This is a genomic window from Pseudomonas fildesensis (genome assembly GCF_001050345.1).
GTDB lineage: Bacteria > Pseudomonadota > Gammaproteobacteria > Pseudomonadales > Pseudomonadaceae > Aquipseudomonas > Aquipseudomonas fildesensis.
In genome coordinates this window covers 490,559-504,462 of the sequence record NZ_LFMW01000001.1, presented here as the reverse complement: position 1 = coordinate 504,462, position 13,904 = coordinate 490,559, and the positions used below count along the sequence as shown (strand labels likewise).

At 58.5% G+C, this 13,904-nt stretch carries 14 protein-coding genes; 11 read left to right on the top strand and 3 right to left on the bottom strand.

The window, feature by feature from the left end; translation table 11 throughout:
* Positions 1-139 precede the first annotated feature (139 nt).
* Positions 140-2,191 (bottom strand): methionine--tRNA ligase, encoded by a 2,052-nt coding sequence (gene metG / locus ACR52_RS02485; protein WP_048720128.1) that lies wholly within the window; start codon positions 2,189-2,191, stop codon positions 140-142.
* A 172-nt stretch (positions 2,192-2,363) separates the two neighbouring features.
* On the opposite strand from metG, the gene apbC reads away from it, so the two are divergent.
* Positions 2,364-3,458, top strand: coding sequence for an iron-sulfur cluster carrier protein ApbC (gene apbC / locus ACR52_RS02480; protein ID WP_048720126.1), 1,095 nt, complete (start codon positions 2,364-2,366; stop codon positions 3,456-3,458).
* A gap of 495 nt (positions 3,459-3,953) precedes the next feature.
* Here the strand turns inward: apbC and fdxA are convergent, their stop codons facing one another.
* Positions 3,954-4,277, bottom strand: coding sequence for a ferredoxin FdxA (gene fdxA / locus ACR52_RS02475; RefSeq protein ID WP_048720124.1), 324 nt, complete (start codon positions 4,275-4,277; stop codon positions 3,954-3,956).
* A gap of 142 nt (positions 4,278-4,419) precedes the next feature.
* Positions 4,420-7,011 carry a DNA mismatch repair protein MutS gene (gene mutS, locus ACR52_RS02470; RefSeq protein WP_048720123.1) on the bottom strand — a complete coding sequence of 864 codons (2,592 nt, stop codon included), beginning with the start codon at positions 7,009-7,011 and terminating at the stop codon, positions 4,420-4,422.
* 547 nt (positions 7,012-7,558) lie between these two features.
* Here mutS and ACR52_RS02465 point away from each other — a divergent pair.
* The 10 genes from ACR52_RS02465 to ACR52_RS29030 all read left to right on the top strand — a co-directional run bounded on the left by ACR52_RS02465 (position 7,559) and on the right by ACR52_RS29030 (position 13,856).
* On the top strand, positions 7,559-8,293 hold the full coding sequence (locus ACR52_RS02465) for a LexA family transcriptional regulator (RefSeq protein ID WP_082143084.1): 735 nt from the start codon (positions 7,559-7,561) through the stop codon (positions 8,291-8,293).
* Between the two features lie 595 nt (positions 8,294-8,888).
* Positions 8,889-9,227 carry a phage holin family protein gene (locus tag ACR52_RS02460; protein WP_048720119.1) on the top strand — a complete coding sequence of 113 codons (339 nt, stop codon included), beginning with the start codon at positions 8,889-8,891 and terminating at the stop codon, positions 9,225-9,227.
* Between the two features lie 22 nt (positions 9,228-9,249).
* Positions 9,250-9,765, top strand: coding sequence for a hypothetical protein (locus tag ACR52_RS02455; RefSeq protein ID WP_048720117.1), 516 nt, complete (start codon positions 9,250-9,252; stop codon positions 9,763-9,765).
* Between the two features lie 3 nt (positions 9,766-9,768).
* Positions 9,769-10,380, top strand: a complete 612-nt coding sequence (locus ACR52_RS02450) for a phage baseplate assembly protein V (protein ID WP_048720115.1) — start codon at positions 9,769-9,771, stop codon at positions 10,378-10,380.
* 9 nt (positions 10,381-10,389) lie between these two features.
* Positions 10,390-10,722: a phage baseplate protein gene (locus ACR52_RS02445; protein WP_048720113.1), complete on the top strand. Its 333-nt coding sequence runs from the start codon at positions 10,390-10,392 to the stop codon at positions 10,720-10,722.
* Positions 10,719-11,714, top strand: a complete 996-nt coding sequence (locus tag ACR52_RS02440; RefSeq protein WP_048720111.1) for a baseplate J/gp47 family protein — start codon at positions 10,719-10,721, stop codon at positions 11,712-11,714. The genes ACR52_RS02445 and ACR52_RS02440 overlap by 4 nt, the downstream gene beginning before the upstream one ends.
* Positions 11,711-12,349 (top strand): phage tail protein I, encoded by a 639-nt coding sequence (locus ACR52_RS02435; protein WP_048720109.1) that lies wholly within the window; start codon positions 11,711-11,713, stop codon positions 12,347-12,349. The genes ACR52_RS02440 and ACR52_RS02435 overlap by 4 nt, the downstream gene beginning before the upstream one ends.
* The gene (locus ACR52_RS02430; RefSeq protein ID WP_048720107.1) at positions 12,346-12,888 is read left to right on the top strand and encodes a tail fiber protein; all 543 of its coding nucleotides are present in this window, start codon (positions 12,346-12,348) and stop codon (positions 12,886-12,888) included. The genes ACR52_RS02435 and ACR52_RS02430 overlap by 4 nt, the downstream gene beginning before the upstream one ends.
* An 80-nt stretch (positions 12,889-12,968) precedes the next feature.
* On the top strand, positions 12,969-13,586 hold the full coding sequence (locus ACR52_RS02425) for a hypothetical protein (RefSeq protein WP_048720105.1): 618 nt from the start codon (positions 12,969-12,971) through the stop codon (positions 13,584-13,586).
* Positions 13,587-13,856 (top strand): tail fiber assembly protein, encoded by a 270-nt coding sequence (locus tag ACR52_RS29030; RefSeq protein WP_082143083.1) that lies wholly within the window; start codon positions 13,587-13,589, stop codon positions 13,854-13,856.
* Positions 13,857-13,904: the final 48 nt, after the last annotated feature.

Sequence of the window (13,904 nt, the reverse complement as noted above, 5' to 3'; positions counted from 1 at the left end):
ATAATGCGGTTGCCGTATTGGGGCTGCTACGCAGCCCAACGCGGGGCAAGCCCGCTCGCCACTACAAGCCCACCTTGCCACTACAAGCGCGCTTGCCACAATACGCCCGCTCTCCACAGGCCTTCTCAAGCCACAGGCCTTACTTAATGCGTTGACCCGGCTTGGCTCCGCTGTCGGGGCTCAGCAGGTAGATTTCTTCGCCACCAGGGCCCGCCGCCATCACCATGCCTTCGGAAATACCGAACTTCATTTTCCGTGGCTTGAGGTTGGCGATCATCATGGTCAGGCGACCATCGAGCTTGGATGGGTCCGGGTAAGCACTCTTGATCCCGGAGAACACGTTGCGTTGCTCGTCACCGATGTCCAGTGTCAGGCGCAGCAGCTTGTCGGCGCCCTCCACGGCTTCGGCCTTCACGATCAGCGCAACACGCAAGTCCACGGCGGCAAAGGCGTCGAACTCGATTTCCGGGGAAAGCGGGTCCTTGGTCAATTCGCCATTGCCCGCAGGCGTCGATTCGCCCGTGTCGGTCTGGCTGGCGGCGAGGTCTTCTTTCGATGCGTCGGTCATGGCCTGGACCTTGACCGGGTCGATGCGGGTCATCAACGGTTTGAACTCATTCAACTGATGGTTGCTGAGCAAAGTGGCGTGATCGTTCCAGGTCAACGGCGCAACGTTGAGAAACGCCTCGGCGTCCGCCGCCAACAATGGCAGCACCGGCTTGAGGAAGATCACCAACTGGCGGAACAGGTTGATGCCCGTGGCGCAGATAGCCTGGACTTCAGCTTGCTTGCCTTCCTGCTTGTTCAGCGACCACGGCGCCTTGTCGGCGATCCAGGCGTTGGCGCGGTCGGCCAGGCCCATGATCTCGCGCATGGCGCGGGCAAAGTCGCGGGCTTCGTAGGCATCGGCGATGCTTGGCGCAGCGGCCAGGAATGCGTCGGTCAGCTCCGGTGCGGCGTTCTCGGCCGCCAGCACACCGGCGTTGCCCTTGTGGATGAACCCGGCGCAGCGGCTGGCGATATTGACGACTTTGCCCACGAGGTCCGAGTTGACCTTCTGTACGAAGTCTTCGAGGTTCAAGTCGAGATCGTCGACGCCACGGCCCAGCTTGGAGGCGTAGTAGTAGCGCAGGTATTCCGGCGACAGGTGGTCCAGGTAAGTGCGCGCCTTGATAAAGGTGCCACGGGACTTGGACATCTTCTGGCCGTTGACGGTCAGGTAGCCGTGCACGGCGATCCCGGTCGGCTTGCGGTAGCCCGAACCTTCGAGCATCGCCGGCCAGAACAGCGCGTGGAAATTGACGATGTCCTTGCCGATGAAATGGTACAGCTCGGCAGTGGAGTCCTTGGCCCAGAACGCATCGAAGTCCAGGTCCGGCGTGCGGTCACACAGGTTCTTGAAACTGGCCATGTAGCCGATCGGCGCGTCCAGCCACACGTAGAAATACTTGCCTGGTTCATCGGGAATTTCGAAGCCAAAGTACGGCGCATCGCGGGAGATGTCCCACTGTTGCAGGCCGGCATCCAGCCATTCGGCGATCTTGTTCGCCACGGCGTCCTGCAGGGTGCCGCTGCGGGTCCAGGTTTGCAGCATTTGCTGGAAATCCGGGAGCTTGAAGAAGAAGTGCTGGGAATCCTTGAGCACCGGGGTGGCGCCGGAGATGGCCGACTTCGGATCCTTCAGGTCAGTCGGTGCGTAGGTGGCACCGCATTTCTCACAGTTGTCGCCGTACTGGTCTTCCGTGCCGCATTTCGGGCAGGTGCCCTTGATGAAGCGGTCGGCCAGGAACATTTTCTTTTCCGGGTCGAAATACTGGGTGATCGAGCGCGTATCAATGTGCCCGGCGTCGCGCAGACGCTTGTAGATCTGGCTCGACAGCTCACGGTTTTCTTCGGAGTGGGTCGAGTGGAAGTTGTCGAAGTCCACCAGGAACTCGGCAAAGTCGGCGCTGTGTTCAGCCTGCACATTGGCGATCAGTTGTTCCGGGGTGACCCCTTCCTTTTCGGCGCGTAGCATGATGGCCGAACCGTGGGCGTCGTCCGCGCAGACATAAATGCATTGATTGCCGCGATGCTTCTGGAAGCGCACCCACATATCGGTCTGGATGTACTCAAGCATATGGCCAAGATGGATGGAACCATTGGCATAGGGCAGGGCGCTGGTGACGAGGATCTTGCGTGGCTCGGACATGGGGCTCGGCTACTTGATGAAACGGAGGTCGGCCACTATAAAGCGCCGGGAAATTTATTTCACCCCGTGGCGCTGTTTCAGAATTTTCCCAGGCTGCGAAAGCATGCCGCTGGGCCGCTGGAACGGTTAGGATAGCCGCCTGTTTCAGTCAGTCTTTTTTCGGGAGTAGCCCATGAGCGCCGTCAATCGCGCAGCGGTGGAAGCCGTTCTTCGCCAGTACACCGACCCCTATTTGAACCAGGACCCGGTCAGTGCCGGCTGTGTACGCGCCATCGATGTCCAGGGCGACCAGGTGTCGGTCCAGTTGGAACTGGGCTATGCCGCCGGTCTGTTCAAGAACGGTTGGGCGCAGATGCTGCAAATGGCCATCGAAGGCCTGGACGGCGTGCGTTCGGCCAAGGTCGACATCCAGTGCGTGATCGCACCGCACAAGGCGCAGGCGCAGATTCCTGGCCTGGCCAACGTCAAGAACGTGGTGGCTGTGGCGTCCGGCAAGGGCGGCGTGGGTAAATCCACCACCGCGGCCAACCTGGCCCTGGCCCTGGCCCGTGAAGGTGCGCGCGTGGGGATTCTCGACGCCGATATCTACGGCCCGAGCCAAGGCGTGATGTTCGGCATTGCCGAAGGCACACGTCCGAAAATCAAGGATCAGAAGTGGTTCGTGCCCATCGAGTCCCTGGGTGTGGAAGTCATGTCCATGGCGTTCCTGACCGATGAGAATACGCCGATGGTCTGGCGTGGGCCGATGGTCTCCGGTGCGCTGCTGCAGCTGGTCACCCAGACCGCCTGGGGCGACCTGGACTACCTGGTGATCGATATGCCGCCAGGCACCGGTGATATCCAACTGACCCTGGCGCAAAAGGTGCCGGTGGCCGGTTCGGTGATCGTGACCACTCCTCAGGACCTGGCGCTGCTGGACGCGAGGAAAGGCGTGGAGATGTTTCGCAAGGTCAACATCCCGGTGCTGGGCGTCGTAGAGAACATGGCTGTGCACATCTGCTCCAACTGCGGCCACGCCGAGCATCTGTTCGGTGAAGGTGGTGGCGAGAAGCTAGCCACGCAGTACGGGGTCGAGTTGCTGGCCTCGCTGCCGCTGTCGATGGGCATTCGCGAACAGGCAGATGGCGGCAAGCCTACCGTGGCCGCCGAGCCCGATGGCCAGATCGCTATGGTTTATCAGGAGCTGGCCCGTCACGTGGGCGCGCGGATCGTCCTCCAGGAAGCGGCGGCACCGGCGATGCCGACCATTACAGTCAGCGACGACTGAACCCTTTTAAGGGAAAGAAGCCTCGACGTTGTCGGGGCTTTTTCTTGTCTGCAGAATGGGCAAGGGGGGCTTGTTACGCTTTTACGCAATGGCTGGTGTAAGCATTCACTTACTTTCTCGTAAGCGAACGGGTTATTTAGCCGTCATGAGCGACTCTGATTATCGAGAGTATTTTCTATCTACTTGAAAAATAACAATTATTTATTGTGGCTTGAAGCCTTGCCCCTGTCAGTCCTCAAGTTGCATCCTGTTGAACTTCCTTTGGAACTCTTTAAGATCAGCCCTGTGTCCACGGATTGACACGGCCATCAAGGAACGATGGTTTGAGGGAACGTCGCAGGATGCGATTCATCAGGACGATGAAAAGGAATACAGGGACTAGGGAAAAAATGTGGGCGGGTCATACCGCCCCTTTTTTTGCCTGCAGAAAAGTGAAACTTGCCATCCAGAAACGCAAAAAGGCCCGCAAGGGGCCTTTTGGGGGCGACGACGCTATCAGCGTTCGAGGTCTGCAATCTTACCTTTTTTGCCATCCCACTCGGCTGCATCCGGCAGCGAGTCTTTCTTCTCAGTGATGTTCGGCCAGATTTCCGCCAGCTCAACGTTCAACTGAATAAATTGCTGCATCTCTGCCGGGACTTCATCCTCGGAGAAAATAGCGACGGCCGGGCATTCAGGCTCACACAGGGCGCAGTCAATGCACTCGTCCGGGTGGATGACCAGGAAGTTCGGGCCTTCGTAAAAGCAGTCCACCGGACACACTTCTACGCAGTCGGTGTACTTGCACTTGATGCAGTTGTCGGTGACGACGAAGGTCATTTCTAATTTTCTCCTCAGGCGGCGGCAGCGAAACCCCTTCTGGTGGGGCTCGCGAGGTTTGAGAGCGATAGTCTGCGGACCAGGCTAAAAGCCCGCAGCATCCCAAACCGCGCGAGATTCTATCAGCTTGCAAGCGTCTGCGTTATATCCGAGTCTTCAGTGCATATAACATTTCGAGCGCTTTTCGCGGTGTCAAGTCGTCCAGGTCAAGCTTTGCCAGCTCATCCAGCACTGGATGGGGCAGGCTGGCGAACATGTCACTCTGGTGCGGAGCGCTGGGTTTGCTCGCCGCCTTGGTGGGGCTGGCGACCACGGTTTCGTGGGGCAGCGCCGTGGTTTCCAGGCGACTGAGGTGCTCGCGGGCGCGGGTAATCACGTCGTTCGGCACGCCGGCCAATTGCGCCACGGCCAGGCCGTAACTCTGGCTGGCCGGCCCTGGCAGTACGTGGTGCAGGAACACGATGCGCTCGTTGTGCTCGGTGGCATTGAGGTGCACGTTGGCCACCAGCGGCTCGCTTTCCGGCAGCACGGTCAGTTCGAAATAGTGCGTGGCAAACAGCGTATAGGCGCGCAGATGCGCCAGGCGCTCGGCCGCCGCCCATGCCAGTGACAGGCCGTCGAAGGTGCTGGTGCCGCGACCCACTTCGTCCATCAGTACCAGGCTGCGTTCGGTGGCGTTGTGCAGGATATTCGCGGTTTCACTCATTTCCACCATAAAGGTCGAACGGCCGCCGGCCAGGTCATCACTGGAGCCGATCCGCGTGAAAATCCGGTCGACCAGAGACAATTCGCAGCTCGCCGCCGGTACAAAGCTACCGATATGCGCCAGCAGCACGATCAAGGCGGTCTGACGCATGTAGGTGGATTTACCGCCCATGTTAGGACCAGTGATCACCAACATGCGGGTATCGTCGTCCAGCGACAGGTCGTTGGCGACGAACGGCGTCGTCAAAACCTGCTCCACCACCGGGTGACGACCCTGGACGATGCGCATGCACGGCTCGCTGACAAAGCGCGGGCAGTTCAAATCAAGGTTAAGCGCACGTTCGGCGAGATTACTCAGCACATCCAGTTCCGCCAGGGCCGCAGCGGTGTCCTGCAACGGCGCCAGTCGGCTGATCAAGTCTTCGAGCAAGGCTTCATAGAGCATCTTTTCACGAGCCAGGGCGCGGCTTTTGGCCGACAGCGCCTTGTCTTCAAAGGCTTTCAGCTCAGGGGTGATAAAGCGTTCGGCACCTTTGAGGGTCTGGCGGCGCTGATAGTCGATCGGCGCCTGCTCGGCCTGCTTGCTCGGCAACTCGATAAAGTAGCCGTGCACGCGGTTGTAACCGACTTTCAGGTTCGCCAGGCCGGTGCGGGCTTTCTCGCGGGCTTCCAGGTCAATCAGGAACTGCCCGGCGTTTTCGCTCAGTGACTGCAGATCATCCAGTTCGCTGTCGTAACCGGTCTTCAGCACGCCGCCGTCACGGATGATCGCCGGCGGGTTGTCGATGATGGCTTTTTCCAGCAGGGCCGCGAGGTCCGGGTAGGTGCCGGCAGTGACTGCGAGTTGCTGCAGGTGCGGCGTGTCCAACTCGGTCATTGCAACTTGCAACTGCGGCAGGGCGCTAAGGGCATCGCGCAGACGTGCCAAGTCACGGGGGCGCGCGTTGCGCAGGCCGATCCGCGCCAGGATGCGCTCGATATCGCCGATTTCCTTGAGCTGCGGCTGCAGCTTTTCAAAGCGATAACCGTCGAGCAAGCAGGTAATAGAAGTCTGACGCGCTTGCAACACAGTCAGGTCTCGCAGCGGACGGTTCAACCAACGTGTCAGCAAACGGCTGCCCATGGCGGTCTGGCAACGGTCGACCACCGATTGCAGGGTGTTGTCACGCCCGCCGGCCAGGTTGGTGTCCAGCTCCAGGTTGCGACGGCTCGCGCCATCGAGCACCACGGTATCGTCCAGGCGCTCATGGCGCAGGCTGCGCAAATGCGGCAGGGCGGTACGCTGGGTTTCCTTGGCGTAGCTGAGCAGGCAGCCGGCAGCGCCGATGGCCAGGGTCAGGGTTTCGCAGCCGAAGCCTTTAAGGTCTTGCACCGAGAACTGCTGGCACAGACTTTTCAGCGCCGAATCACGCTCAAAATCCCACGGCGCGCGACGCTTGGTCCCACGACGCTTTTCCGCCGGCAAGTCCTTAGGCCAATCATCCGGAATCAACAACTCCACCGGATTGATGCGCTCCAGTTCCGCCAGCAGGTTCTCCCAGCCTTTAATCTCCAGCACGCTGAAGTTGCCGCTAGTGATATCCAGAACAGAAAGGCCGAACAAACGCTCATCGCCCAGCACGGCGGCGATCAGGTTATCGCGTCGCTCATCCAGCAACGCCTCATCACTCACCGTCCCCGGCGTAATAATGCGCACCACCTGACGTTCCACCGGCCCTTTACTGGTCGCCGGATCGCCGATCTGCTCGCAGATCACCACCGACTCGCCCAGCTTCACCAGCTTGACCAGATAGCCTTCCAACGAATGGTAAGGAATCCCACACATCGGAATCGCCTGCCCCGCCGACTGCCCGCGCGCGGTCAGGGTGATATCCAGCAACTTGGCGGCCTTCTTCGCGTCTTCATAGAAGATCTCGTAGAAGTCGCCCATGCGATAGAACATCAACTGATCAGGGTGCTGGTTTTTCAGGCGCCAGTACTGCTGCATCATCGGCGTGTGGGAGGACAGGTCGGAAGTGTTTTTACTCATTGGATAGTAGGCAAATTCGTTGAAAGTGATGGGGCAAAGGGGGCGCTTGGCCCAGCATTTTTTGCGATGGGCGCAAGGTTAACACGCGAGGTCGGGGGTTCGCAGGTCGCAAACGGGTAGGTAAAACGCAAAGGGGGCGGCCCCCAATGCCGATCAGTCAAGAAGGAACACTGTAACCGTGGCGAGGGAGCTTGCTCCCGTTGGGGCGCGAAGCGTCCCTCAAAAGGGGACTGCTACGCAGTCCAGCGGGGCGGTGCGGCGATCCGACAAGCGCCCTCGCCACAGGTTATCGGTTGCCCGTTCATCGACATCATCAATGCGCTCCTGATGGTAGCCCGAGCCTGGAATCCAGGTTGGCCCGCGTATGCTGCTCGGGAATACGGTAGCCAATCTTATGGGCACCAGCTTTGTAAAGTCGTTCGCCGGTACGTGTAAGAAGGGTACATGGCTAAGATCTCAAGGAAATTTCGACACAAGCTCATTTTTATGCATTGGATATGCAAATTAGCATTTGCCAACCCCGAAAACTACCGTCACTATCCCCGTTATGCAAAAACGCAACGTTTCTATCGTCTTAAGAGAGCTGCTGGACCGCGACCGGATCTCCCCCACGGAGCTTCACCGGCGTACCGGCGTGCCTCAATCCACATTGTCCCGGATCCTCAGCGGCAAGATCGTTGACCCGTCGGACAAGCACATCTCCCGCATCGCCGAGTACTTCCGCGTCAGCACCGACCAACTGCGCGGGCGCGCGGCGGTGGGTTCTTTGCGTGATGACGGGCGCGACCCGATGCATTCGGAGCTCAAGGACATAAGCCTGTGGGACGACGACACGCCCGTTAATGATGACGAGGTGTCGATCCCCTTTCTGCGCGAGGTTGAATTGGCTGCTGGATCAGGAAGATTCGTCATCGAGGAAAGCGAGAAGGCCAGCCTGCGTTTTGGAAAGCGCAGCCTGCGTCACAACGGTGTGCAATTCGACCAGGCCAAGTGTGTGACGGTGCGCGGCAACAGTATGTTGCCGGTGCTGCGCGATGGCGCGACGGTAGGTGTGAATGCGGGCAAGAGCGGGATTGGCGACATCGTTGATGGCGACTTGTATGCCATCAATCACAATGGCCAATTGCGGGTCAAACAGCTCTATCGTCTGCCTTCCGGGATCAGGCTGCGTAGTTTCAATCGCGATGAGCACCCGGACGAGGACTATAGCTTCCAGGATATCCAGGATGAGCAGATCAGCATCCTCGGTCACGTGTTCTGGTGGGGCATGTACGCCCGTTAACCTTATTGCGTAAGACAAGGCCCGCCAATGAGCGGGCTTTTTTACGTCTGCAGAAAATCGCCAAACCCTTTGCCCGTAAGGCCCTAAATGCATGCGTGCATTTACATGGCAAAAATAAATGCATTTATGCATTGACTGTATATGCATACATGCATATTCTCGGTCCCAAGCCAGCCAACAAGGCCTGGTGGAGGCGGCAAGGATGCTGCCAAGGAAGACAAGGAAGGCACGCAACATCGGCAAGGACGCCATCGAAGCGATGGCAGGGATGCCAGGCAACACCGGCAAGGATGCCGACGCTCTTTAGTCATACCGCTTTACAAGAACAGGCAGCGATGAACCGGCCTTAACGGTTCAGAGGGTTGGCAACTGACCCGGGTGTGCAGCGTAAAGCACCAGAAGTAGTTATCCGGCAGACAGGGATCGTGGTCGGAAAAACATCGAGGAAAGAACCGTACCGCGCCAGTAGCGCCGAACGTTCGAGGACATCATTACTGAAAAGCCCGGGCAACCGGGCTTTTTGGAATGCCTACCTACCCATTGAATTACCCAAACACCGGCACTCTGCCGGCATTGCTCAGCCAGGAGGCGTGACATGACAAACGAGCAGCAAGCGTTAGCGGAAATGCCTATCTGGCTGGTCATCGCACTGGCTGTGATCGGCGGGGTTTCCGGCGAAATGTGGCGCGCCGACAAGGAAGGCGCCCGTGGTTGGTCGCTGATTCGGCGCCTGGCCCTCAGATCTGGGGCGTGCATGGTCTGCGGGGTTTCGGCCCTGATGCTGTGTTACGCCGCCGGCATGTCGATCTGGACCGCCGGCGCCATTGGTTGCCTGACCGCCATGGCCGGTGCCGACGTAGCCATCGGGCTTTATGAACGGTGGGCGGCCAAGCGCATCGGGGTCAACGAAGGCTCCCGCCCGGATCAGCAGTAACCGTTGCAAGGACGCTACTCAAATGACACTTATCGAAAAACCATCCCAACTGCCCCAAGCCATCGTCGAGTCGCTGCACGCCGCCTTCCCGGACCTGAAAGTCGGCAATCATCAGGACTTTCAGGGCCCCGGAGAAAAAACCGGCGTGTTGATCACGGTCGAAGGCAATGGCCCGGGTATTCGCTCTCGCGAAGGACGTAAAGCCCATGCCTTGGCGATTTCGCTCAAGGCCATGGTCGCTCCCGGTGCATTGCCGTTTGATGCCTGCGACCTGGCCAGCCAACTCATGGACCTGGTGCTGGATAACCGTTGGAACCTGCCGCAGGCACAGTGCGATTTGCCGACGAATATCGTCGCCGCGCCCTCTATGCACAACACAGCAGAAACGGACTACGACACCTGGACCGTTTCCTTCACCCAAACCCTCTATCTCGGACCGACGTTACTCAACGATCCCACAGGCCAACCGCTGTTTGCCCGCACTTGGGACGTTTCGAACATCGACGACCCCGATCAATACAAACCCCTGGCGGAGTAGCCCATGTTCGACGCGCTGTTACGCATGCAATTAGGGCCGATCATCGAACGCCTGGCGGAGATGGAAACCCAGCTTGAAGACCTGTATCGACGCGCTGAAAGTTTTTGTCGGATTGGCATCTGCCAGGAAGTCGACGCCGCCAGCAATACCTGCAAGGTCAGCCATGGTGAGCTGCTCACACCGGCGATCCGTTTTTTTAACCCCAGCGCCGGTGCGCAGACCGAGACCCGCATTCCGTCAGTGGGCGAGCAATGCCTCTTGCTCAACTATGGTGGCGGGGAAGGTGGCACGCAGTCTGTGGCCTTGTTCGGTCTCAACAGTAGTCTGTTTCCGCCCGTCTCCAGCGTTGCGACGCTGACCCGGCGCCGGCATCAGGACGGCACCCAAAGCGATTACGACGATGCCAGCCACACGTTCAACTGGGTCAATGGTCCAACCACGTTCACCGGTTCCCGCGAACAGGTCGACGTCAAGGTCGGTGCCGCCAGTCTGACGATCAACGCCCAAAGCATCACGTTGCAAATCGGCGGCACCAGCCTGTTGTTGGATGCCGCCGGCGCGCATTTCAGCGGCCCGGTGGTGGACCACCAAGGTCGAGTCATCAGCCCCCGATAAGGACATCTTATGATCGGAATCGATAGGAACACCGGGGCGGCCGTCGATGACTGGCTGCAATTCGTGCAGCGCGCCACCCGAGCGCTGACCACCCCCGTGGGCACTCGCCAGAAACGCCCGTTGTACGGCTCGCTGATCCCGCAACTGCTCGGCCAAAACCTGGGCGACGACCTGCTGATCCTCGCTCAAAGCCACGCCGCCCAGGCGTTCTATAACGCCCAGAACGGCATCAGCGATTTTCAACCTCAGGTCATCGTCGCCACCCGCCAGGGCGCTGGCCTGTTGCTGCGTTTCGCTGGCACCTGGAAAAACCGCCAACAATCCTTCGAGGTCGTGACATGAGCATGCTGATCCCCGGCCAGAACCAACTGGCGGAACCGGCCATCATCGCGGTGGATGAGTTCGAACCCTTGCTGGCTGAATTCAAGGGCTTCGTCATCGACTACGTCGCCACCCGAGCGCCGCAAAACGCGGCAAAACTCAAGGTCAGTCTCGATAATGAAAGTGAGTTGCTGACCCTGGCCCTGGAAGCGTTTTGCGTGCGCCTGCAAACCCACGAGCGCAAGTACAACGCCCGTATAAAGCAGATGCTTGCGTGGTGGGCAACGGGCAGTAACCTTGATGCACGCCTGGCCGATATGGGGTTGGAGCGCCAAGTGCTGGACCCAGGTGACCCGGCGGCTTTCCCACCCGTGCCGCCGACATTGGAAAGCGACGACGACGCTCGCCTGCGCTATTACCTGGCGCCCCATGCTCCGGCGGCAGGCTCGCGCATGCAATATCGCCGCGAGGTGTTCACCCTTGGCGAACGGCCTGCGGTGAAAGTGCAAAGCGCGACACCTGGCGTGGTGACCGTCACCTATACCTTTGACCCGGACGGCTATGCGGCCCGGGTCAAAGACGGCAACGGTCGACGCACGGCCCCCGGCGAAGTCATGGTTACGGTGTTGTCCCGTGAAGGCGACGGTACGGCGTCCGCCGATTTGCTTGACGGCGTTCGTCGACATTTCGCACGGCCGGATGTGCGACCGGAAACCGATCTCGTCTCCGTCCAGGGCGCACAGATTCAACCCTACAAAATTCGCGTAGTGGCGAAGATCAACGCCGGGCCGGATTCCGGGCTCACTCAGGTAGCCGCGCAGCAACTGCTGCAAACCTATGCCGACTCCTGTCATCGCCTGGAAGGGCGAGTGGACCCGAGCTGGATCGACTACGCGATTCACAGCGCAGGCGCCGCGCAACTGCAAATCCTTGAACCCCTGGAGCCGATCATCAGCACCGCGTTCCAGGCCCCGTATTGCACGGGCGTCGAGGTGGAGGTGCGCACGCTATGAGTGAGCCCAAAGCGAGTTTGTTGCCGGCCAACAGCTCACCGTTGGAAAAGGCGTTGGACCTGGGATTCGGACAATTGCTCGACCGGGTCATCCCGCCGTTTCCGGCGTTGATGAACCCGCTGCAGACCCCCACCGAGTTTCTTCCCTACCTTGCCGCCGACCGGGGTGTCAGCGAATGGGACGCTGACGCCAGCGAAACGGAAAAGCGCCTGACGGTGGCCCTATCCTGGCAAATCCAACGCCAGGCGGGCACGCCCAAAGCCTTGAGTTATGCGGTGGAATCGCTGGGGTTCACGCCGGATATCAGCGCTTGGTACCAGCAGCGGCCGTTGGGCGTGCCTTATACCTTCGACGTGCAGGCGATCATCGGGCGCAGTTGGTCCAGTGGCGACCACAACCGGCTGATTCGCCGGATCAACGCGGCGAAGAGTGAGCGGGACCAGGCGACGATTACCGTCGTACATGAGACGCAAGGTCGACTTGCCTTGAGCGCAATTGTTCATGCCCCGTTTAGCGACAGCGAGTTAAGCCTGCAAGGTGCGCTACCTGAATTTGCACTGGTTGCTCGACTTAACAGTGCGGGCGTTGCCCTGCACTACACCATCAACGACTACGACCTCAGGGCGCAGCCATGACAGATGAAATCACACGCCTGGTGCGCTTCACCTCCAAGGGATTGGATGAAGTGCTGCAGGCAAAAAACCAGGGATTGAAAGGCGAAATCACCCACATCGGCGCCGGCACCGGCCGCTACAACCCAGACGGCACGGAAGTGGCCTTGCGTGATGAGCGCCAACGGGTCGCCATTGTGGACTACGAGGACCTGGGCGACCGCCAACTCAGGATGGCCGCGCTGTTTGATGGCGAGGGTGAGTATGAGATTGGCGAGTTTGGGTTTTACCTCGCCAGCGGGACTTTGTTGGCAGTGTATTCCGTAGCGGGGAAGTTGCTGACGTATAAAGCGGCGGCGGCTCGGGTGCTGCAGAAGTTTACGTTGGATGTTTCGCCGTTACCGGCGGATAGCGTCACTGTGGTCGTTGGTACGGAAAATCTGAATATCCTTATTGCTGACGAGCTGGCGGCGGTAGCGTCGGCAAATGTCGACAATATGGCTCGTCATCTGGGGTTGCTATTTCGCGTGATGAAGCTGGAGCAAAATAGTCTAATCGTTTAATAACGTATTAGGTCATCTTGGTTGTCATTTGGTTATGGCTGCTGAGCGGTCTAAGCTAGCAGAATAAAGGAGCTACTACTTTGAGTACGGAAACGCAAATAGCTAACTTGGTTCAGGCGTCTAATAACCTGACAAATGCTGTGACTGGGAAAATTGGCGCCATCGACGCACGAATGGATCAGGCTCGCGCAGAGTTTGATCATTTTCGTGCCCTCAAAGATGTTGTAGGCGAAGCCGGTGAGCCCGGTACGCTCTTGATGAGTGTTTTTCAGGGGCTAATTTGGGGGACTGGGGCGCCTTACGACGTCGGAGCGACCGGTGGTATGGTCGCAACTGATTTGGGGTCGTCGATGAATGTGTATGTCCATTTCAAATTGCCGTTTTCTATTAATTCTGATGACCAGATGTTTTGGCTAAATATTCGTGGTTATAGTTATGGTAGCTCTTTGGTACTGGACGAAACCTTTGCTGGTTACGTGTATGCACCGCAACGGGCAGTCATCAATCAATCGTGCTTTGGTAAATTCGAACCGACTATTTATGCTGATACAGCTGGTAATGCTGTTTGCCGGATCAAGATATCCAATGTTTATGTGACTTCGTTGCGAATTGATACGATGCAAGTTGGTCGCTATCGATCTATTAAGCTTGGAGATATAAAGTCGAAGCTGTCCCTTTCGCCAACGGTGGTGTTTTAAATGAATGATGTTTCTATCGATGTTTTTCCATCTCTTATTCCCAGTAAGGAAGGTTTGGAACTTTTGGAATGGTCTTCTATTCGCGTTCGTCGTGATCAGTTGTTGCGCGAGACTGACCATACCCAAGTTCAGGACTGCCCTTTGAGTGACGTCCAACGTACTCAAGCTGCTGCCTATCGCAAATTGTTGCGGGATGTCCCGCAAGATGTGGGAGATCCTTTCACGGTTGTTTGGCCAGAAATGCCTGCCTTTCTACAATATTCAAAATAACCGCGAAAGCGGTTTTTTTCGCCTCCCCAAAGCCCCTCTCGCAGGGGC